Here is a 22,404-nt window from a genome sequence, read left to right on the forward strand (position 1 = left end):
TTTATTTAAGATAAGGATATGTTATGTTTATAATAAAATTGCCAAGCAATAAAATTCAGATAAGCAACATAGTTTTATATATTCAAGAAAATTCTGAAAAATGCTTTAAAAATAATGAAGAATTATGTAAAATAGAAGTATAAGGAACATAATAATTTAACAGAAGGAGGGCTATATATGAAGGTAATAAAAAAAGACAGAAGAATACAGGACTTCGACCTCAGGAAGACAGTATTATCTATTGAAAGGGCCTCTGACGATTTAAATGAATCAATTAATGAATCTGATGCCGAGAATATTGCTAATAGTATTACCAGGGAATTAAACAAACTTGGTATAAATATGATAGAAAGCTATAAAATAAAGGATATCATCATACAGGTTTTGCAGGAGTTAGGATTCAATGGTTTAGCGAATATATATGCAAGGGGAAGTAAGCAATAATTAATATTGTTTTCATAATGTTTTCATAAAATAAGTATTTTATCTTGTAAAGCTTTCAATTTATAAGTATAATTATATTTAATTACAAAATCTCTATTGGCTGACGGTATGGAGTATTGAGAATAATAAATTGTATCATTGGGGAGTGAATAATATGTCAGTTTCAATTAAAGATGTTGCAAAAGAAGCCGGTGTTTCTATAGCAACAGTATCAAGGGTATTAAATGATGTTGACGTTGTAAATGAAGATACAAAAAAGAAGGTTCAGGATGCCATAAAAAAACTGGGCTATAGGCCTAATATTGTGGCCAGAAGCTTAAAGACACAGAGAACTAGGACAGTAGGAATATTAATTCCTGATATATCAAGCCAGTTCTATCCTGAGATTGTTAGAGGGACAGAAGACGTGGCAAATATTTACGACTATAATATAATACTTTGTAACTCAGATTCAGACCTTGAAAAAGAAAAGGAATATTTGAGAGTACTAAAGGAAAAGATGGTAGACGGAGTTTTATACATGAGCAGCTCTCTTGAGCCTGAGATAGTTGAATTAATAAAAGAGCTTGACCTTAAAACCGTTCTTGTAGTAACTTCAGACAAGGATAAGACTTTCCCAAGCGTTTCAATCGATAATAGGGAAGCGGCCTACGACGCAACCATGTTTCTTTTAAATAAGGGTAATAAAAAGGTTGCCTACATAGGTGTGCATAAGGATGAAGTGAATGCTGCGGCAGTTAGATACTTCGGCTATGAAGATGCCTTAAAGGAAAAGGGCATGGAAATTGATGAAAACTTTGTTTACTTTGGCGAACAAAAAGCTCATGAAGGCTATGAAGGAGTAAACAAAATATTGGAAAAGGGAACTTTTGATGCTCTGTTCTGTGCCTCAGATGAAATAGCCATGGGTGCCATAAATTCACTAAGAGATAAAGGAATAAGAGTGCCTGAAGATGTTGATGTAATAGGTTTTGACAATATCTATTCATCATCCATATTTTATCCAAAGCTCACTACAGTGGCTCAACCAATGTATGATATGGGATCTGTAGGTATGAGAATGCTTATTAAAACTATTAACAAGAAAGAATTGGAAGAGAAGAATTACATTCTTCCTTATGAAATTATTGAAAGAGATTCAACAAAGAGATAATAAAAAGAAAGTATCGGTTAAATTAACTGATACTTTCTTTTCTTATTTATATAAATCATAGGCTTTATTTGCTTTTATGGTCTTACTATCGAAGTCGACCCAGAACATGCTGTAACTATATTCTGTTTCCTGCCCATACTGCCTGCTATAAAGTAAGCCTTATTGCCAAAGACATGAATTGGGGAAGTTGCATAGATTAAGTTGGGAATCTGTATAATTTCCTCCAGAACTGTAACCAGGTATTTCCTGTGAATTTCAAGATTCTTTGAATTTGTAATCATTATAGGTATGCATACCTGTAATACTATATTTATCCTCTGAATTGAAGAATAACTTTTTACTAAAATCAGTTAAGGTCACCTGATAAAAGTTCCTTTTTAGGGGATCAAGGTCTTGCTCCATATAGAACAGGCTTTTACCGTCATCACTTATGGTATAAGTGTAGGCACCAGAGGTAATTTGACGCATTTCATTGGGAGACTGCAGCGGTACTGTCATTATTTTAGTGTCCTCCATAAAATATAGATTATTGTCGTAAACTAAAAGATTGTAAAACCTTCCAGATTTTACTATAGTAAAGTTTTCACCGGTTTGCTTGATCTTGCAGATATAACCTTTATTGTTGATAAAGTAAACCCATTCGCCTACAATGTTTATATAAGATACTTGTTCATTGTATATTTCTCTAAGTGCAGTGGCAGCATCTAATTGGCTCACAGATAGGTTAAAGCCTTTAAGGGTCTTATTGTCATGATAGCTGAAAAAAATGTTACTGACATTTTGGCTGAAGCATCTTACTTATATTATACAATATTTAACATTGAAATACACTAATTATTCAGGGCTGGAGGGTTATTAATGCAGAGAGTTCAAATTGCAGATAAAAACATTGAGTATGTGATAATTAGAAACAACCGAAAAACACTTGAGCTATCTATAAATGAAGAAGGTAAGATAATAATTAAAGCACCCCGTAGATGCAGTAAAGAATTAATAGAAAGATTTTTAAAGGAAAAGGAAACCTGGCTAGGTAATAGACTTAAAGCCATGGAAAAGCTTCAGAAAAGCAGAAGGATAAGAGAGTTTTGTGATGGAGAAAAACTTCTCTATTCAGGACAAGAATATACTTGCAAGGTGGAGGTTAAGGAGGGGAGCAGAATGTACGGTGGGTTCGACGGCAAGGAGTTTACTATTGCAATACCTTCTTCAATAAAATACGATGATAGGAGAGCTGCATGTAAAGAAGTGGCTTTGCAGCTGTATAAAAAAATAGCCAAAAGGGTACTTCAGGATAGAACCTCACATTATAGCAAAATTATTGGTGTGCATGTAAACAGAATATACATAAAGGAGCAGAAAACCCTATGGGGCAGCTGCTCTTCTAAGAATAACATAAACTATAACTGGAAGCTTGTAATGGCACCCTTATGGGTATTGGATTATGTTGTGATTCATGAATTATGCCATATTTTACAAAGAAATCATTCTAAGTTATTTTGGTTAGAAGTAGAAAAGTATATGCCTAACTATAAAGAGGCAGTGGAATGGTTGAAACAGCATGGAAGAAAGTTGCAATTAGAATATATTTACTAAAAAAATATTCTGCTCTTAGCAGAATTTACATCTAAAGTCTAAATTCTAATAGCTGTCATCTAAAAAAAAGTGGCCTAAGGCCACTTTTTTATAATATTCCTTCTGTTTTCAATATGTTCTCCAACTCTTGAACCTTTTTTGAAAGCACATCAAATTTTTCCTTGATTAAATCCTTTGGTGAGTCAACTGTACTTAGGGCTGCCTCCATATCCTCTACTAATTTAAGTGCTTCTTCTATCTCTTGTTTAGCAATATCTAAATTAGTCTGTTCCATTCTCTTTGTCCCCTTTAGTTTAGATTATGTCTATATTTATATGACTTTTCATATATAAAAGGAGCATGAAACATAAACTCCTTTTCATAACCACAGCTTGAACAAATACATTCGCATATATCAAAAGGTTCACCATCTATCAGTGAAATTTGAAGGGCTTCCGCAATAAATTCACCACCACACACTTCACAAGGTGTCATGTTTATTACTTCGTACTCACTTTCAATATACTTCATTATATCTCTTAATATCATCTTGTCCTCCATAAATATTGTTGCTAATTAAATGGTATCATTTAAAGATTTTAATTTCAATAAAAAAGCTAATAAATATAAATTAATTTTTAAAACTTCCTTGGTCTCTATATTTGACAGAGGTCATATAAATGTTCTGAGAAGTATGTTTTAGGAGGATAAACTTGATAAACTACATATGGTTCTTTATTTTAGCTTGTGGAATAATTGTGGGGCTAATTACAGGCAAGGGGGAAGCAATCTCCCAGTCTATAATCAAGGCGGCAAACTCTCCGGTAGAATTGCTCATAGGTATGGTAGGTCTGCTCTGCCTTTGGTGCGGAGTTATGAAAATTGCCGAAAAAAGCGGACTTACAGGAAAGCTGGCAGCCTTGATGGAGCCTGTTTTAAAGAAAATCTATAAATCTGCTGGAAGAGACAAAAGCGCATTGGGAGCAATAGTAATGAACCTCACCGCAAATATGATGGGCCTATCCAATGCTGCTACTCCTTTTGGAATAAAGGCAATGGAGGAGATGCAGAGGTTGAATCCTGATAAAGAGACTGCCAGCGATGATATGGCCCTTTTCTTGGTAATGAATGCCGCCTGTATTCAGCTGTTGCCTGCAACGGTAATATCCTTGAGAGCTGCAGCCGGCTCATCTAACCCAGGGATGATAATTCTTCCCGCCATTTTGGCCACTGCCACGGCAGCCTTGGTTGGAGTTATCTGCTGTAAGATTCTTGAAAAGTTTTTCTAAGGGGTGGGAGTGATGAATTACATAATACTAGCCATAATACCTATAATTGTTGGATCAGTTACCATATATGGCATTTTAAAGGGTGTAAAGGTATATGAATGCTTTGTGGAAGGGGCCAAAGATGGCATTTCCATATGTATACGAATATTTCCTTATCTCCTGGCTATGCTGGTAGGGGTTGGAGTTTTTCGTGCTTCAGGGGTCTTAGGTTATTTTACAGCTCTTATAGCCCCGGTAGTTAAGCTAATCGGACTACCCAGTGAGATTGTACCCTTGATTTTTATCAAGCCTTTGTCCGGAAGCGGTGCCATGGGAGTATTTACAGACATACTAAAACAGTATGGTGCAGATAGCGCCATTGGAATAATAGCATCCATTATAATGGGGACAACTGAAACCATATTTTATACCCTGACTGTATACTATGGGGCTGTGGGTATAAAGAAAATCAGACATACTCTTTGGGCGGCGATTATAGCAGACATCACAGCAATTATAATGGCAGTGACCTTAGCAAGAACTTTATTAGGTTGATAGTGGAAAGTTTTACATATATAATAATAGGTAAATAATAAATGTTAATTATATAGAGAAATGAGGGGAAAAAATGATAGAACTTTCTAATTTAAGTAAAAGCTATAACGGGAAAGTAAAAGCTGTAGATAACTTAAATATTACTATTAATGATGGAGAGATCTTCGGCTTCTTAGGTCCTAATGGCGCAGGAAAAACCACCACTATAAAAATGATCACCGGAATTATAGATAAGGATGGGGGAAGTATCAAAATAAACGGTATAGACAACAGCGAAAGGCCCCTGGAGGCAAAAAAGCAATTTGCCTATGTACCGGATAGCCCTGACATGTTTTTAAGATTAAAGGGCATAGAGTATTTGAACTTTATGGCGGATATCTATGAGGTTCCAAGGGAAAACAGAAAAAGTAAAATTGAGATGCTTGCAGAGAGATTTGAAATGACAAATGCTCTGGGAGATCAGATACAAAGTTATTCCCATGGTATGAGGCAAAAAATAGTGATTATGGGGGCCTTGATACACGAGCCTAAAGTGTGGATACTGGATGAGCCTTTAACGGGTCTTGATCCTAAGTCCTCCTATATTTTAAAGGAAATGATGAGGGAGCAGGCGGATAGCGGAAAAACCGTATTTTTCTCCACCCATGTTTTGGATGTGGCTGAGAAGGTATGTGATAGGGTAGCCATTATTAACAAGGGGAAGATATTGTTCTGCGGCAGCATTGGTGAGATGAGGGAGCATTTTAAGAGTAATGAGTCCCTTGAAAAAATGTTCTTGGAGTTGACTGAAAATGAGTAAGTTATGGATATTATCAAAAGTACTGCTAAAGAGTAATCTATCTTCCTTAGGTAAGAAGAAAAAAACAAAGATATCGCCATATTTGACGATGATTTTGCTGCTTAGTATTTTTGGGGCCTCCTTTAGTCTGCCAATAGGAATCTTATTTGGTAAAATGTATGACATGCTGGAGACCATTCAGCAGCAGGGGGCATTACTCACTCTTGCCATTGGAGCAGTGAGTGTAACCATATTTTTATTTGGTATATTCTATGTACTGGGGGTATTCTACTTCTCAAGGGATGTGGAGCTGCTCCTGCCATTACCTTTAAAACCATCGCAAATATTAGGAGCAAAATTCATAACTGTTTTGCTATATGAGTATTTAACGGAGGCTGTAATGCTGCTGCCGGCATTTATAGCCTATGGAATAAAGAGTGGTTCCAGCATTGTATATTATCTATATTCTTTAATTATATTTTTGCTTGTTCCTATAATTCCCCTAATCTTGGCTTCACTGTTGAATATGATCATTATGAGGTTTACCAATATCGGTAAACATAAGGATGCCCTAAGGATAGCAGGTGGAGTAATTGGCTTAGCCTTTGGTATAGGAGTTAATATATTTATGCAGGGAATGGGGAAGAATGAATCAGATCCTGAGGCCATGTTAAAGCTCTTATATGAAGGAAATAATTCACTTATAAGCATAGTGTCAAAAATATTTCCTACTGCCAAAGTTGCTTCTATATCCTTAGTATCTAATAATGAAACTAGAGGTATAGTTAATCTATTATTGTTTTTGGTAATTAATTTGGCACTGACTTTTATATTTTTCATCATTGGGGAAATGCTGTATTTCAAAGGAGTATTGGGAAATGCGGAAGTTTACTCCAAAAGAAAAAAACTTTCCGGAAAGCAGCTTGAGAAGACTATTGTACAAAGTTCAGCCTTAAAGGCTTTTATGATGAAGGAATTAAAAATATTATTCAGAACTCCTTCATACTTAATGAATTGTGTTATTTCAAGCTTCATGTGGCCTATAATTCTTGGAATTGGTATCTTTAGCTCAGGCTCCTTAAACAGCCGGGAAATTAAAGGGTTAATGGAAGCACTTAAAGATACAAGGTTGTTGGGAATAATATTAGTGGCATTATTTGCAATGTCAGTGGTATTCTCGGGAGGAAACGGAATAGCGTCCACATCAATATCCAGGGAGGGCAATAATCTGTTTATAAGCAAATATCTTCCCATTAGTTTTAAAGATCAGATACTAGCTAGGATTATGCCGGGAATAATCCTAAGCTCCATAGCTATATTTGCTACCTTGGGAATAGCCCTATACTTTATTGATATTCCATTACTTGTAGTAATTCTCGGAATAACAGTTATCCTTTTAGGAATGCTTATGACCTCATTTATAGGTATATTGTTAGAATTAAGATTTCCTAAACTAAACTGGGATAACGAGCAGAAGGCCGTAAAACAAAATACTAATTTTATGATTACAATGTTTGCAAGCTGGGCTATAGCTGCCTTATTCATATTTGCTGTCATAGTACTTAAGCTTAATCTTTGGTATGCTTTTATTTTTGTGACCGCTGTAAGCGGAATATTAAACTTAATCCTCTTCTACCTAATTATGAATCAAGGTCAAAGGTGGTTCAATAAAATAGAATTATAAAAAATATATAAAAAATACATAAAAATGATGAAACTTTTTCTTATTTTTTTCGTCTTATAAGTATAGGGTAGTGAGAATAATTTATGGGAGGGGATTGAGATTTACTCGAAGAATATGGTTGAAAATTTCAATAATAAAAGTGATTCAACAGAGGATAACAAAGAAGTTGCTCTGGGAATATGTTTTGGTACAGGAGCTGGAATAGTTGCAGGGGCATTAGTGGGTAATATAATGCTAGGGCTATCAGCCGGCGGGGTGCTGGGTGTAGTTATCGGAGTAATAATTGGTGAAATAAAAAAGCATAAAATGGATTGATGAAAAGAACTCTTCCTGTAAGGGTTCTTTTTTTATAAAATATTTAGATGCTGTCATATAAAAAGTGCAAAAATTTTACTAATTTTTATATTAAATTACAAAAGAATTTGCACACTATTCACAAAGTTTGATTGTGGAGGTATAATAGATTTATAATGACAGCAGTGTATTAAAATCGACGGGAGGTTTATTAATGAATAAAGGATTTTTTCAAAACAATAGAAATAAGCTCATTGATAAGATACAAGATAATTCCATAGTGGTACTTTTCTCTGGAAAGGCGCCCAAAAAGAGTGCTGATGAAGCATATAACTTTACGCCAAATAGAAATTTTTACTATCTCACCGGTATAGATGAGAAAAATATAATTCTTCTATTGAGTAAGGTAAAGGGAGTTACAGAGGAAAAGCTGTTTATACATAAGGCTGATCCCGTGATGGAAAAGTGGGTTGGAAAAGCTATAAGTGAAGAAGAAGCCAGAGAAAAGTCAGGTATACAAAGTATTGCTTATAGAGAAGAGTTTGAAGCCTTGATTCATAGGATGATCTTTACAGGTTCAGTGGAGAATATCTATTTAGATTTGGAAAGAGAATCTTGGGAAGAGGAGAGCTCAAGTACTGAAAGGTTTGCACTGGACCTGAAAAAAAAATATCCCTATAGCAGCATAAAAAATGTATACCAGATTATAGCGGAACAGAGGATGATAAAATCACAGGAAGAAGTAGAGGAAATAAGAAAAGCAATTGCTATAACTTGGGAAGGCATACAAAGTGCTATGAAAAATGCAAGACCGGGTATGATGGAATATGCAGTAGAAGCATACTTTGATTTTGAATTAAAAACCAGGGGAGTAAAGGATTTTGCTTTTAAAACCATTGCTGCCTCAGGTAAAAATGCCACTGTATTACATTATAGCGAAAATAATTGTAAAATTGGAGAGCAGGATTTACTGCTTATGGATTTAGGAGCCCAGTTAAATTATTATAGCGCTGACATAACCCGAACCTTTCCGGTAAGTGGTAAGTTCACTGAAAGACAGAAAGAGATTTACAATATAGTTTTAAAAGCTCAGCTTGAAACTATAAAGGCAATTAAGCCAGGAATTCCATTCAAAGAGATTAATTTAATAACCAGAAGGGTTCTCTTGGAGGAACTAAGTAAAATAGGCTTGGCTCATTCAGATGAAGAACTCTCTAAGTACTACTATCATGGAGTAAGTCATCATCTAGGCTTGGATACTCATGATGTAGGAAGCAGAGAAGTGGAACTGAAGCCGGGAATGGTACTAACAGTTGAACCTGGGCTTTACATTGAAGAGGAAGCCATAGGAATAAGAATTGAGGATGACGTGGTTGTCACCGAAGACGGCTGTGAAGTGCTTTCGAATTATATAATTAAAACTGCTGATGAAATTGAAGGGTTTATGAAGAGATAGTAAATTTACAGGAAATTGCATGGCCTTTATGGGCTGTACAATTTCCTCAACATAAAGAGAGGTTTTGTTATGAATAGGTTTAAAGAGAATAGGCAGTTTTTGAAGGCTAATCATAATATTTTAAGACAGATAATAACAGACAGACAGAAGAATATGCCGCAGCCGAATATCTTAAAGCCCTATGACGAAGATGATAATGTAATAGACCTGCCACAGATGCGCAGCGATGTTATCACTAAAAATGAGTTGTATGCCTGTATCAACGACAGGAGAAGTGTACGAATTTACTCTAGTGAGTTTATTACGTTGGACGAGCTTTCTTATATGCTTTGGGCTACACAAGGTATAAAGTGTATTATAGGGGATAATATAGGTACCTTAAGAACTGTACCTGCCAGCGGAGCAACCCATTCCTTCGAGACCTATCTACTGATAACAAGAGTGGAAGGACTACAGAAAGGGGTATACAGATATCTACCCTTAAGGCATGCTCTATATTTTATGTATGGTAGCGATAACATTGAGAACGTTATCGATGAGGCAACGCCGGACCAGCCTTATGTGCCTCACTTTGCAGAAAAAGCAGCAGTATTGTTTGCTTGGAGCTGCATACCTTATAGAGCGGAATACAAGTTTGATATAACCGCTCATAAAAAGATTCTCATCGACGTGGGACATGTATGTCAAAACCTATACATAGCAGGTGAATCCGTAAATTGTGGAACTTGTGCCATTGGTACCTATGACCAGCAAACTATAGACAAGGCTCTCCGTTTGGATGGGGAGGATGAATTTGTTATATACCTGGCAGCGGTAGGGAAGAAGCCGATGGAGTAAAAGGGAGACTGCCAGTCTCTCTTTTTATCAAAGGTTATGAAAAAGGAAATATAGATGTCACCAAGAGATCAAAAAGAGTAGTACATAACATATAAAATCCACATTGGGGAATTTTTCTTGACAACTGGTATGGATTATAATAATATAAAGTTAAATGTTAAATACTGTGATGGGAAGAGTAGTAGATTGAAATGTCTAAAAGAGAGCAGGGTTAGGTGAAAGCCTGCGGCAGGAAGGTTTATGAACATGGTCCCGGAGTTGACTGCCTGAACCTGCAACACTATTTTGGGATAAGGCAGTACGGAACGCAACCGTTAAAATGCAGGGTGATAAAAACTGAGTCTATAGACAAAGTGGAGTCACTTATGGAGGTATCCATGGCAACATGGGTATGAATTAGAGTGGTAACGCGTATATAACGCCTCTATGTGAATTTCTGTTCACATAGAGGCTTTTTGCTTGATACAAGGGCAATTTGGGAACTATATATGATATAAAAAAGATGATTAAGTTCAATAACTGAAGTGGAATATCATACTTAATTGATAAATAAATTATAAAGCATTTAGGAGGAATGAACATGACTAAAAAAACTTATTACATTACTACGCCGATCTATTATCCATCTGCAAACCTGCACATAGGAAATACTTATACTACAGTTGCGGCAGATGCTCTGGCAAGATATAAGAGATTCCGAGGCTATGATGTAATGTTCCTTACAGGAACCGATGAACATGGACAAAAGATACAGAGAATAGCTGAGGAAAAAGGAGTTACTCCAAAGGCTTATGTAGATGAGATTGTAGCAGGAATAAAAGAACTTTGGAAGCTTATGGATATCAGCTATGACAGATTTATTAGAACCACTGATGACTATCATCAAAAAGCAGTTCAGGATATATTTACAAAGTTATATAAGCAGGGGGATATATATAAAGGCTCTTATGAAGGCTGGTACTGTACTCCTTGTGAGGCCTTCTGGACGGAAACTCAATTAAATGATGGAAAGTGTCCTGACTGTGGCAGACCGGTTGAAAAGGCTAAGGAAGAAGCATATTTCTTCAAGATGAGCAAATATGCAGACCAATTACTTAAGTATATAGAAGATCATCCTGATTTCATTCAGCCGGAATCAAGAAAGAATGAAATGGTTAATAACTTCTTAAAACCTGGTTTACAGGACCTTTGTGTATCAAGAACCTCCTTCAACTGGGGTATACCTGTTGAATTTGACCCGGGCCATGTAATATATGTCTGGATAGATGCTCTTTCAAACTATATAACTGCTCTAGGTTATGGAAATGATGCCTACAATGATTATGACAGATATTGGCCGGCGGATGTACACCTAATTGGTAAGGATATCCTAAGATTCCATACAATTTACTGGCCAATTATGCTGATGGCTCTTGGCTTAGAGCTTCCAAAGCAGGTGTTTGGACACGGGTGGCTTTTGGTTGACGGAGGAAAGATGTCAAAATCAAAGGGAAATGTAGTAGATCCGGTTGTGCTGGTAAACCACTTTGGAGTTGATGCTGTAAGATACTACTTGCTAAGAGAAATCCCCTTTGGTTCTGATGGACTATTTAACAATGAGATATTTATAAAGAAGATAAACTCAGACCTTGCTAATGACCTTGGAAACCTTGTTTCCAGAACCGTAGCAATGGTGGATAAGTATTTCGAAGGAGTAATACCGGCTCCAACAGCAAAGGAAGAAACAGATAATGACCTGATTTCCTTGGCATTAAAGACACCGGCTGAAGTAGATAAGGCCATCGATAATTTAAGACTGCCTGAGGCACTGGATAAAATTTGGGAACTCATAGGAAGGGCTAATAAATATATTGATGAGACTACACCATGGATACTGGCAAGAGATGAAGCTAAGAAAGAAAGATTGGGAACAGTGCTTTACAACTTAGTTGAAGCCTTAAGATTTGTTTCTACATTTATAGCACCATTTTTACCTTCAACAAGTGTTAAAATAAATGAACAGTTAAATATAGAATTAACCACTTGGGAAAGCCTATCAGCCTTTGATGGAACTAGAGCAGGTACAAAGGTGAACAAAGGAGCCGTAATATTCCCAAGAATTGATGTAGAAGCTAAGTTAGCAGAGTTTGAGGCTTTGAAAGAAGCAGCCATAAAGGAAGCAGAAGCTGCAAACAGACCTGCAATGAAACCTTTGAAGGAAGAAATAACTATAGATGACTTTGCAAAGCTTGACCTAAGAATAGCTAAGGTACTTCACTGTGAACCCATAAAGGGAGCCAAGAAACTACTGAAGCTAAAAGTTGATTTAGGTGGGGAAGAGCGACAGGTTGTATCCGGGATCGCCCAATACTACAGACCTGAAGACCTAATTGGCAAGTCAATCGTACTAGTTGCAAATCTTAAACCAGTTACACTCAGAGGAGAGCTTTCTCAAGGTATGATACTAGCAGCTTCCAGTGACGATGACAGCAAGCTCTTTGCTGTAACCATAGAAGGTGAGCTGCCAACCGGAAGTGAAGTTAGATAGCTTATGTTTTAAGCAAGACATAGAAAGAGATTGAATAAAAATTCAATCTCTTTCTCATGTGAATTATGAAATATCATGTTTTATATACAAAGGGATGAGAAAAACTAAATATGAACAGGTTTCTTTATAAACAGTGTAATTATAAGAGCAAGAATTGATAAAAAAGCAGCTAATATAAAAGAAGCTTTAAAGGACATGGATGCTGCCACAATGGGACCGATAATAGCAGCCATACCATTGGCTTGAAACATAAGACCATAGTTTACAGCAAGATTTTTCATGCCGAAGAAATCTGCAGTTATGGTTGGAAATACAGCCAGGAAACCACCAAAACATAAAGCTATCATTGCTGTGGTTATAAAAAATACTGTAAAATTAAGAGCAACAAAGCTCTTTATAATCATTGCAATAGCGGTAATTACAAACATATAACGGACAGTTCTTATTCTGCCTATCCTGTCAGAAAGTGCCCCCCAAAATAATCTGCCGCAAGCATTAAATATAGCAATTACAGAAACTGTATTTGCAGCTGTTTCCGGTGTTAATTTAACCAATTCTATGCCAATATCCTTTGCTAAACCAATTATCTTTAAACCGCTGACACAGCCAAATAAGAATATAATCCAAAGCAGATAGAAGGTAGGGTGATGAAGCAGCTCTCCAGTGTTAAATTCTATTACTTTACCTGAGGAACTTGTAGTTTGCAAAGTACTTCCATCAGGTACCTGGAGAAATTGTGAACCAAATAAAGACAGTACCATATAGATAATCCCAAGAAAGAAGAAGGCTTCAGAAACCCCTCTGGTAGTTATAAAGTATTGTGCAACTGATTTAAAAATAAGGCTGCCAAGACCGAAAGCTCCTACTATAATTCCTGTTATGAAGCCTTTCTTGTCAGGAAACCATTTTATGCAGGTTGATAGGGGGCATACATATGAAATACCAATTCCAATGCCGCCAATTAAACCATAGTATAAATACAATTCTGTAAGAGATGATGCTGTACTTGATAGCATAAGTCCTATACCTAAGAAAACAGCTCCTAAAGAGGCCACCCACCTTACCTTAAGCTTTGATAGCAATCTTCCCCCCACAATAGTAAAGAGGGAGAAAACGGCTATTGTTATAGAGAAGGTAAAAACTACACCTGACCTTTTCCAACCAAACTTTGAAACCAAAGGTTCATTAAACAAGCTCCATGTATACACTGCTCCGATACAAAGCTGAATTAATACAGCTCCAAAGACTACCAGCCATTTTCTATTATTAAAATCATTTTTCATAGGTCCTCCTGAATAGTTATTATATATAAGTAATATTTTATGGATTATAGTTGTAGTTTTCAAGGAAAATTTATATTTTATAATTAAAGAAAGCAGGGTAATTCAAATAGAATATATTTAACCTGCTTAGAAAATTTAAAATTGTTTTATGCATAGTTTTATAAGTATTTGGCAATAATTCAGTTAAAATCTATTGTTATGTAAGTACTATTAAGACTTGGAGTGGATGTAATGAGAATACCCAATCATATTGGAATAATACCTGATGGTAATAGAAGATGGGCTGTAGCAAAGGGATTGACAAAGGACAAGGGGTATGAGCCTGGGCTTAATCCTGCTGCGGAGGTTTTTAGACTCTGTAAAGAGGTAGGGGTAAAAGAACTCACCTTCTATGGCTTCACAACAGATAATACCAAAAGGCCTGTAGAACAGAGACGGGCTTTTACAGAGAGTTGTATAAAGGCTGTTTATATGCTCTCGAAGGAAGATGCGTCAATACTGGTGGTAGGCAATAGTGAATCCCCAATGTTTCCTAAGGAACTGCTGCCCTTTACAAGCAGAAAAATTTTTGGAAAGGGAGGATTAAAGGTCAATTTGCTGGTGAACTATGGTTGGGAATGGGACTTAAATCAGTTGAAAACTGCTAACACCAGTAAAAAGAGTATTTCAAAGTACATAAAATCCTCTGATATTTCAAGGGTAGACCTAATAATTCGATGGGGTGGCAGAAGGAGACTCAGCGGCTTTTTACCGGTACAGACTATTTACTCAGACTTTTATGTAGTAGATGATTTTTGGCCAGATTTTAAACCGGAGCATTTTTATCAGGCACTTAGTTGGTACAACCAACAAGACATAACTCTAGGAGGGTAAAAAAATAGACCGCAAACGCAGTCTATTTTTTTATTTTATTAAATCAACATATTCCTGTAATGAACCATCCCTTAAGCAGGTTTCGATAATCTGTCTTCCCAGTGGATCAAGATCCGGCACAAGGAACTTCTGCAGTTCTTTCTTGAAGAAACTTGTTAATATAGCAGCACCGGCATCATAGCCTTCAGGCCCATTTTCCTTTTGAAGATCAACCTGTAGTAAGTCTTTTGGTATAGATTGACCGTCCAGCTTTAAGGATTCCAAAGCATAGCCAAGGATTGGAGATCTTGATGGTACAAGTGGTTCCTTCTTGAAGTTAAAGTTACCTCTTCTTGAAAGATACTCTCTTGCAATCCATTGTCCCATGAATCCTACCTTATATACTCCGATATGCTGATTTGGTATCAATATATATTTAGTAGCAGGAGTTTCTATAATCTGCCTCAATAAGATATTTGCCTGATCAACCATTCTTCCGGTTGCGAAAGGCCAGTAGGATCCAACACCTTCGCTGCTCATTCCCTCTGCGGAAATAACACTTGGGTTAGCATGACCTCTGGGAGCAACTAGTCTCCACAACCAAGCTAAAGCAGGTGGAAGTATGTGGAATAAGCCTATTATACCGTAGCTTGGATGATCCTTGGTGCTTGGAGGAGTTCTTACACCAAAGCTTCTTATATCAACCTCCACCGGTTCGTTTACAATACCTTGGATAAACCTTCTTGGAAGTATGGTTCTTGGGTTTGGACAAGGTTTACCCGGTGCATCCATTGTGTGTTCCCAGATTAAACATGTAGCTTCAGGCTTTCCGTCAATATTGAGGAATATTAATGGGTCTGGAGGATAAATTGTAAGTTTTTCAATATCCGGAGCAGTACCATATTCATTTATATGGTCTATTCTTAAGAACCAACCATTTTCTGCATCCTTAATAACTAATTTTCTGCCGTTCTGAAGAGACGGAATAGCAAGAGCCATATCGTCCGTTACCGGCTGAAGCTCACAGGGTTCTTTTATATCAAGGTAGAATTTTTCATTAGTCTTAAGATTGGTACCGATTAGCAGCCTTCCGTCCGGCTCTCTGTGGAATTGTTCAGTCATTTCACTTTTACCGCCGCCGCTGGCGCCTTCATGTATAATAATGAAGGTATTTTCATATGGAGTAGTTATTTTAACAGCGGAAGCATGAAGTGTTGTCCAACCTTCTTCTTCTCCGATATCTAATAGTACACTATAGACACCCTTTTTTGCACTTGGGCCCGGATATAGATTATAACAGAATAATTCATGAGTGTTTTCAGTTCTATTATGAACAACTATCTGTTTGCCGTTAAAGTGAGTGTGTCTGAAGGGCGGAGCCAGATATATCACTGCTCTGGGTTTAAAGCTGCTTGGAATCTTGCTCTTAGGTATAAAGCCTTGAATGTCCGCCAAAGCACCAACAAAAAATCCTGCATTTGAAGGAGCAACTAAGAGTGCTTCATAACCATATTCCTTACCACCAGCCCAGAAAGGTAGCAATATTAACTCATCTTGATCCTGCAGCCAATGAAAGGTTTGGGATCTTAACTCTTTAAAATCATAACCGAATCTATCGATGAATCTAGGCTTATCTGTAGGCTTATCATCAGCAATTACCATACTGTCAGGATCTCTTCTTCTCATATATGGCTCGGTATAGTTTATTGAAATACCATTTTTGCATTTAACAACTGTAGCTTCAACCACATTTCCTTTTCCAGGAGTTTCATAAGCAACCTCAAAGATGCTTTTATCACTTCTGCCCATGGCAAGGTCAAAAATATCTTCTCTGCTTTCTACTAATATTATTTCTTTATTTTGAAGTAAAGTTTCCAGATCTTTTTGTACTACTAGCTTTTTGAAAATCGACTTTTCCATATCAAAACTCCTTACTTTGTTTTAATGAATCTGCACTACTTATATATTAATGTAAAACTGATAAAAGTGCAAGTTTTATTTTTAAAAATTTCAATATAAAAAATAATATAATATTATGCGAATTATGAAGGCGCTTAAAATGAGATGCTGCAATGACTATGAAAGATTGTGTTGAAAATTTATGAATAATGAAATAGGCGAAAGTTTCAAATTCTCATAATAAATATATACTTAAAGTAAATGTTTATATTGTAAATCTGTTATTTACTATTATAAAAAATATATTATAGATATATTTTTGCAGGAAAAGCAGAATCCGTATATCTTAACATTTTTTTATGATAAAATTATTAATTATATAAAAAATAAACTGTTATAGAAATTTAAGAAGTGGAAAGTATTTATACAATAGACTTATTTTAATAGATTTAAGAGGATTGAGGGGATGAAGATGAACATGAACATCTCGGAAAAGCTCATTAAGGAGCATTGCAGCAGTATTATATATGAAAGAGGAGAAGAATATTATAAGTCCGGGAAGGTATCGGATATAAAGGTTGAAAGAGAGTACTATAGAAGCGGAGGTTTTGTTGTTTATGATATTGAGGCCGCTGTTGAGGCCTCTTATTTTGATGAATATTTTGTTGAAATAATGCTGAGTGACAGAAGCGGTTTTATGACGGTAAACTGCGATTGTCCATTTTTTAGTGATAATCATAGAAAACTGGGTTTCTGTAAGCATATTGTAGCGGTAATGCTGAAGTTCATCAAAGAATACTGCGAAAAAGCAGAATCAATCTATGGTAGAAATAAGTTAGATAAGCTCCTTAAAGATATTAAGTATAACACATTAAAATTCTCTGATATCAAGAAAACATTAAGACTAGATATAAGTTACAACTATAATTTGTATGAAAATATAAATTCTTCTCTGGAATTAAAGGTGGGGTTGGATAAATTATATGTTGTGAAAAATATGAAACAATTTCTTCAGGCGGTTGAGAGAGTTCAAGAACTGGAATTTGGCAAAGGCTTTATTTTTAAACCATTGGAACAGCAGTTTACTGTGGAAGACAAAAAGCTCATAGAGTTTCTGCTGGAAGTCAGTGAAATGGATCAGATGCTTAGTGCTGCTGAAGGTGGCAATGGAGTTTTGATATCAGGGAAAAGAGTGTATTTCATGGAAAGGCAGCTAAGCAGACTTTTCAGCCTTTTAAAGGATAGGGAAATAAACGCCACCATTCAAACTGAAAAGTATAGTAATATAAAAGTATTGTATGAGGATATGCCCCTCAGCTTTGAAATGAGCCGGGTGGATAAGGAAATACTCCTAAGACATGAAGATGAAGTGCCAAGGCCCTTAAGTGGAAAAGGGAAGTACTTTTTTTATAAAGGCAATATTTATGTTCCTTCAAATGAGCAGTTAAGAATTTATGTTCCTTTATATAATGCTTTTATGAGTGAAAGAAGCCGTAAAATTCATTTTGATATGGGGGATGGGCACAGAGTTGCTTCCTACCTGATACCTGGACTTAAAAATATCAGTAAATTTTTGAAACTGGACAGCAGCATAGAAGAGAGTTTTTATGAAGCACCCCTTGTTGCTAAGATTTACCTGGATAAGGATAGTGAAGGCATATCTGCAGAGATTAAATTTAGTTATGGAGATATAGAGATAAATGCGGTAAAGGAAGAAACTGTTGAAGGTGTCCAAGGTATTCTGCTAAGAGACGTTTCAAAAGAGGGCCTAGTGATTTCCGGGGTTGAGAGTTTTGGCTTTAGGAGAAATAAAGAAAAGTTTGTATTGGAAAAGGACGAAGAGCTTATCAGTTTTCTTGAGGAAGGCATAGACAAATTAAAGGAATTTAGTGAGGTTTATTATTCCCAGGCCTTTAAAAACATGAGGGTGTATAACAGCGCCCATGTTAGAGGTGGAATAAGGGTCAATAGCCAGGGACTTCTGGAATTTGACTTTGAAATGGAAGATATAAATCCTAAGGAACTTAGAGGTATACTAATGGCCGCAAGACAGAAGAAAAAATACTATAAGCTGAAGGAAGGGGGCTTTGTAAATCTTAAAGATGAGCAGCTGAAAAAAATTATTACCGTGATGGATTATCTGAGTATCAATGAAAAAGACCTGCTAAACAGCGGGCGTACAGCTGTTTCAAGATATAATGCCTTTTATTTAAACGACGCCTTTAGTGATGATATGCCTTACTTTAAAAAAGATTATAGCTTTAAAAAGTTTATTGCTGATATTAGAGAGGAAAAAGATATAGACTTTACCCTGCCGGACCATCTGGATAAGATAATGAGAAAGTATCAAAAGGACGGCTTCAAGTGGCTAAAAACACTGGCTCATTTTGGCTTTGGAGGCATACTGGCAGACGAAATGGGACTTGGTAAGACCCTTCAGACTATAGCTTTTATCGCTACAGAGAAGGGGGATTTGCCTTCGCTTGTAATTGCCCCAACCACATTGATATATAATTGGCAGTCTGAAGTGGAGAAGTTTGCCCCTGAACTTAAAACTATAGTTATTACTGGAAGCCCTGAAGATAGAGAAGAACTGAGAAAAAAGATAAATCAACATGATATGGTGATAACTTCATACCCACTTATAAGAAGGGATATAGACAGCTATAAGGATATAAAATTTAAATATTGTATCCTAGATGAGGCGCAGCAGATTAAAAATCCTTTAGCTCAGAGTACTATAGCTGTAAAATCTGTGAAGGCAGAAGGCTGCTTTGCCCTCACCGGTACGCCGCTGGAAAATTCTCTTATGGAACTGTGGTCTATATTTGATTTCATCATGCCTGGTTATCTGTTTAATCATCACAGATTCGTTGAACGTTATGAGATACCAATCGTGAGAGAAGAGGATGAAGAGGCTTTGACAGCTTTAAATAAGCATATACATCCCTTTATATTAAGGAGACTAAAAAGGGAAGTAGTTGCAGAGCTGCCTCCCAAGATAGAACGTAAGCTCATAGTAGATATGACCGAGGAACAAAGAAAGCTGTATACCGCATACCTTCTCACTGCTCAGGAAACTGTTGCAACTGAGTTCCTTAATGCAGTAGGTAAAAATAATAGATTTCAACTGATAGCTCTTCTGACCCGGTTACGGCAGATCTGCTGTGATCCTTCCGTGTTTTTAGAAAACTATGAAGGGGACAGCGGAAAGATGCAGGCACTGGAAGAGCTGCTTGAAGAGGTTTTGGGACAAAAGCATAGGGTGCTGATTTTTTCACAGTTTACCACTGTGTTAAGAAATATTGGCAGGAGACTGGAAAATAAATCTATTAAGTATACTTATCTGGATGGAAGTACACCGTCAGAAGATAGGAACACTCTGGTAAAAGTCTTTAATGCTGGTAATACAGATGTATTCCTGATTTCCTTAAAGGCAGGGGGAACCGGTTTAAATCTTACTGGAGCAGATATAGTTATCCATTTTGATCCATGGTGGAATCCGGCGGTGGAGCAGCAGGCAACGGACAGGGCCCACAGAATTGGACAAAAAAAGACTGTAGAAGTCATCAAGCTTATTGCTAAGGACAGTATAGAAGAAAAAATATACAATCTCCAAGAAAAGAAAAAAGAGATTTTTGATAAAGTTGTAGAAGGCAGCAGTGGCGACCTAAGTCTGCTATCAAAATTAACCGATGAAGAGATAAAAGAATTATTTAATATTTAATGACGGTAATATGTGTTACGGACTATTGGAAGCATAAGGCGTATTATAATGATATGAATTTCTTTTATATAATTAGGGAAAACTATTTTTTATAAGTAGTTACAGGTACTTTAAAAGTGATTGTAATGGTGTAGCGCTTAGCTAATGAATATAAATTAAAGGAGATGTTAAAAATGGATGCAATCGAGCTGATGATGTATGAGCACAAGTATATAAAAAGAACCTTAGCGGTTATAAGAAAGATAAGCATTGGGGTTTTGAATGGAAATGAGGTTCCCTTCGAGGACTTTAAGAGAATAATTGAGTTTGTAAGAAACTATGCAGACAAACATCACCACAATAAAGAAGAGGAAATACTCTTTAAAAAGATGCGGGAGGACATTGGGGAAACTCTTGCAGGTGCTCCAGTATCAGGGATGCTTGTAGAGCATGACTTTGGAAGACTATTTATCAAGAATCTGGATGAAGCCCTTCGAAGAGTTAAGAACGGTGATTTGGATTCCAGAGTTGATGTTATTGCCAATGCCATAGGATATGCAGATCTGCTTAACAGACACATCGATAAGGAAGATAAAGTAATATATACCTTTGCTAGACGTTCTCTTAAAGAAGACGCTATGAATTATGTAAATGAAAGCTGTAAAAAGGTTGAAGACACTGCAGAAAGCGAAAACTTGCAAAAGAAGTATATTACCATAGTGGAGGAATTAGAGAGTAAGTGGCTATAATATGGGTATTTGGGCTCCATTGAAGAAATTCATCATCCTGAACATACTCCGGGACATCCGGTCCATACCTTTCACTTGGACATTACCTTTGTGGATAAGGATGATATTGTGAAATATTTCTCAAACAGTTCTGAACGTATTTTTGTCAGGACGAAAGCTGTTATTGGACCAAAGGTACAAAATTGTCTTCCGCCGGCCAGTGTACACGTGGTGGAAGAGGTTGTTTAGAACACCAATTCAGGAAATAACCGGTGAAAAGAGATTGGTTGATTAGTATAAGAAAAATTTAAAGGATGTTCCGGTTGAAGTATGCGGGGAACATCCTAGTTATACAAAGTCCTGTAGAAATACATGCATTCATTCGGAATGGGGTGAAACAATGAATCACCTTTTTCAGCAGGACTTTATAACATAATTTGATGCCAATGAGATATAAAAGATGTGTTAAATTGAGCAACAATGATTGTTAAAAAAATGACTAACTCTATTTTAAGTCTATCACATTTTTGGACAAATTGAAATATAAAACTGTGAAGAATGTGTTAAATTTTATTTCTTTCTAAGGCCTCCAAATCCAATATTATTATTGTATCCTTGTCATAGTCTATAATACCTTCATCTTTCATCTTAATTAATTCTCTTGACAAGGAGGGTCTCTGAACCCCCATCTTATCTGCCCACTCCCTTTTTGACATGCCAAGCTTTACTTGTACTTTACCTGACTTTTCATACTTGTTAGAAAGAAACTCACAAATCTTTTGCCTTATTGTCTTCAAGGTTACCTGTTTTAGCTTTGAACTTAGGTTAACAGCTCGATTAGAAAGGGCTCTGAGGAATTGATAAAGAAAGGTTGTATTCTTCTGACAAAGTACCACAACGGAAGTCTTTGGTATATGTAATACCATAGATTTTGACTTTGACACCACTGTCATGGGGTAAAGGTTTTTATCTCCGAAAATAAGATTCTCGCCAAAAGTATCTCCCTGTTCAAACTGAGCTACTGTCAGTATTTTTCCCGAAGCATCGATCTTTTGAATTTCAACCATGCCCTCTAATACTATACTTAAATTTGAACAAGTCTCATCTTCAATAAAAATCATATCGTCCTTACCATATGAGGCTATAGAATAGTCACATGAAGTAAAAAACTCCATCAGCTCTTCCGGCTTAAAGTCTCTAAATAGAGGCATCTTGACAAGATCGACTATATAGGTACTTATATTCATAATTACTTCCTCCGATATTTAATTGATAATCATTATTAATCATATATGATTATGAACAAACTTTCAACCATATTTCCTCAATGAATAATTAATGCTGCCAGTATTGAATTAATATAAAGGT

Annotated in this window: 20 protein-coding genes, 1 pseudogene and 1 other annotated feature; of the genes and pseudogenes, 15 read left to right on the top strand and 6 right to left on the bottom strand. The window is 36.2% G+C overall.

Annotation, left to right across the window (positions count from 1 at the left end; genetic code table 11):
- The first annotated feature begins 177 nt into the window (after window positions 1–177).
- Window positions 178–444, top strand: coding sequence for an ATP cone domain-containing protein (locus FHY60_RS03430; RefSeq protein ID WP_139903487.1), 267 nt, complete (start codon window positions 178–180; stop codon window positions 442–444).
- A 154-nt stretch (window positions 445–598) separates the two neighbouring features.
- Complete coding sequence (locus tag FHY60_RS03435) at window positions 599–1,597, top strand: LacI family DNA-binding transcriptional regulator (protein WP_139903489.1); 999 nt, start codon at window positions 599–601, stop codon at window positions 1,595–1,597.
- A 255-nt stretch (window positions 1,598–1,852) separates the two neighbouring features.
- Here the strand turns inward: FHY60_RS03435 and FHY60_RS03440 are convergent, their stop codons facing one another.
- Window positions 1,853–2,314, bottom strand: a complete 462-nt coding sequence (locus tag FHY60_RS03440) for a DUF5050 domain-containing protein (protein WP_243122213.1) — start codon at window positions 2,312–2,314, stop codon at window positions 1,853–1,855.
- Window positions 2,315–2,455: 141 nt separating this feature from the next.
- Between FHY60_RS03440 and FHY60_RS03445 the strand changes: the two genes are divergently transcribed.
- On the top strand, window positions 2,456–3,190 hold the full coding sequence (locus FHY60_RS03445) for a M48 family metallopeptidase (RefSeq protein WP_139903492.1): 735 nt from the start codon (window positions 2,456–2,458) through the stop codon (window positions 3,188–3,190).
- A gap of 88 nt (window positions 3,191–3,278) precedes the next feature.
- Here the strand turns inward: FHY60_RS03445 and FHY60_RS03450 are convergent, their stop codons facing one another.
- Both FHY60_RS03450 and FHY60_RS03455 read right to left on the bottom strand, forming a co-directional pair.
- A complete protein-coding gene (locus FHY60_RS03450; protein WP_139903494.1) occupies window positions 3,279–3,464 on the bottom strand; it encodes a hypothetical protein in 186 nt (61 codons plus the stop codon).
- 14 nt (window positions 3,465–3,478) lie between these two features.
- Window positions 3,479–3,718, bottom strand: coding sequence for a metal-binding protein (locus FHY60_RS03455; protein ID WP_139903495.1), 240 nt, complete (start codon window positions 3,716–3,718; stop codon window positions 3,479–3,481).
- A gap of 164 nt (window positions 3,719–3,882) precedes the next feature.
- Here FHY60_RS03455 and FHY60_RS03460 point away from each other — a divergent pair, with 164 nt between their 5' ends.
- From FHY60_RS03460 to metG, 8 genes are all read left to right on the top strand, one after another.
- Window positions 3,883–4,458 carry a nucleoside recognition domain-containing protein gene (locus tag FHY60_RS03460; RefSeq protein WP_139903496.1) on the top strand — a complete coding sequence of 192 codons (576 nt, stop codon included), beginning with the start codon at window positions 3,883–3,885 and terminating at the stop codon, window positions 4,456–4,458.
- A gap of 12 nt (window positions 4,459–4,470) precedes the next feature.
- Window positions 4,471–4,992 carry a spore maturation protein gene (locus FHY60_RS03465; protein WP_139903498.1) on the top strand — a complete coding sequence of 174 codons (522 nt, stop codon included), beginning with the start codon at window positions 4,471–4,473 and terminating at the stop codon, window positions 4,990–4,992.
- A gap of 73 nt (window positions 4,993–5,065) precedes the next feature.
- Window positions 5,066–5,791: an ABC transporter ATP-binding protein gene (locus tag FHY60_RS03470; RefSeq protein WP_139903500.1), complete on the top strand. Its 726-nt coding sequence runs from the start codon at window positions 5,066–5,068 to the stop codon at window positions 5,789–5,791.
- Window positions 5,784–7,454, top strand: a complete 1,671-nt coding sequence (locus FHY60_RS03475) for a putative ABC transporter permease subunit (protein WP_139903501.1) — start codon at window positions 5,784–5,786, stop codon at window positions 7,452–7,454. Before FHY60_RS03470 ends, FHY60_RS03475 begins: the two co-directional genes overlap by 8 nt.
- A 114-nt stretch (window positions 7,455–7,568) precedes the next feature.
- Complete coding sequence (locus FHY60_RS03480) at window positions 7,569–7,769, top strand: hypothetical protein (protein ID WP_139903503.1); 201 nt, start codon at window positions 7,569–7,571, stop codon at window positions 7,767–7,769.
- Between the two features lie 193 nt (window positions 7,770–7,962).
- Window positions 7,963–9,204 carry an aminopeptidase P family protein gene (locus tag FHY60_RS03485; protein WP_139903505.1) on the top strand — a complete coding sequence of 414 codons (1,242 nt, stop codon included), beginning with the start codon at window positions 7,963–7,965 and terminating at the stop codon, window positions 9,202–9,204.
- Between the two features lie 69 nt (window positions 9,205–9,273).
- Entirely contained in the window at window positions 9,274–10,041 is a 768-nt protein-coding gene (locus tag FHY60_RS03490; protein WP_139903507.1) for a SagB/ThcOx family dehydrogenase, read from the top strand.
- A 157-nt stretch (window positions 10,042–10,198) separates the two neighbouring features.
- Window positions 10,199–10,470 (top strand) — a binding site (T-box leader).
- A 151-nt stretch (window positions 10,471–10,621) separates the two neighbouring features.
- The gene (gene metG / locus FHY60_RS03495) at window positions 10,622–12,568 is read left to right on the top strand and encodes a methionine--tRNA ligase (RefSeq protein WP_139903509.1); all 1,947 of its coding nucleotides are present in this window, start codon (window positions 10,622–10,624) and stop codon (window positions 12,566–12,568) included.
- A gap of 104 nt (window positions 12,569–12,672) precedes the next feature.
- Here the strand turns inward: metG and FHY60_RS03500 are convergent, their stop codons facing one another.
- Window positions 12,673–13,851 (bottom strand): L-lactate MFS transporter, encoded by a 1,179-nt coding sequence (locus tag FHY60_RS03500; protein WP_139903511.1) that lies wholly within the window; start codon window positions 13,849–13,851, stop codon window positions 12,673–12,675.
- A 231-nt stretch (window positions 13,852–14,082) separates the two neighbouring features.
- Here FHY60_RS03500 and FHY60_RS03505 point away from each other — a divergent pair, with 231 nt between their 5' ends.
- Entirely contained in the window at window positions 14,083–14,724 is a 642-nt protein-coding gene (locus FHY60_RS03505; RefSeq protein WP_139903513.1) for an undecaprenyl diphosphate synthase family protein, read from the top strand.
- A gap of 30 nt (window positions 14,725–14,754) precedes the next feature.
- Here the strand turns inward: FHY60_RS03505 and FHY60_RS03510 are convergent, their stop codons facing one another.
- Window positions 14,755–16,623: a DUF4914 family protein gene (locus tag FHY60_RS03510; RefSeq protein WP_139903515.1), complete on the bottom strand. Its 1,869-nt coding sequence runs from the start codon at window positions 16,621–16,623 to the stop codon at window positions 14,755–14,757.
- A 445-nt stretch (window positions 16,624–17,068) separates the two neighbouring features.
- Between FHY60_RS03510 and FHY60_RS03515 the strand changes: the two genes are divergently transcribed.
- From FHY60_RS03515 to FHY60_RS03525, 3 genes and pseudogenes are all read left to right on the top strand, one after another.
- Window positions 17,069–20,329, top strand: coding sequence for a DEAD/DEAH box helicase (locus tag FHY60_RS03515; protein WP_139903517.1), 3,261 nt, complete (start codon window positions 17,069–17,071; stop codon window positions 20,327–20,329).
- Between the two features lie 173 nt (window positions 20,330–20,502).
- Window positions 20,503–21,057, top strand: a complete 555-nt coding sequence (locus tag FHY60_RS03520) for a hemerythrin domain-containing protein (protein WP_139903519.1) — start codon at window positions 20,503–20,505, stop codon at window positions 21,055–21,057.
- Window positions 21,058–21,123: 66 nt separating this feature from the next.
- A pseudogene (locus FHY60_RS03525) lies at window positions 21,124–21,282 on the top strand (PAS domain-containing protein); the annotation flags it as partial.
- Window positions 21,283–21,599: 317 nt separating this feature from the next.
- On the opposite strand, the gene FHY60_RS03530 reads toward FHY60_RS03525, so the two are convergent.
- Window positions 21,600–22,283, bottom strand: a complete 684-nt coding sequence (locus FHY60_RS03530; RefSeq protein WP_243122214.1) for a Crp/Fnr family transcriptional regulator — start codon at window positions 22,281–22,283, stop codon at window positions 21,600–21,602.
- Window positions 22,284–22,404: the final 121 nt, after the last annotated feature.

Source organism: Clostridium thermarum (genome assembly GCF_006351925.1).
Classification (GTDB): Bacteria; Bacillota; Clostridia; order Clostridiales; family Clostridiaceae; genus Clostridium_AU; species Clostridium_AU thermarum.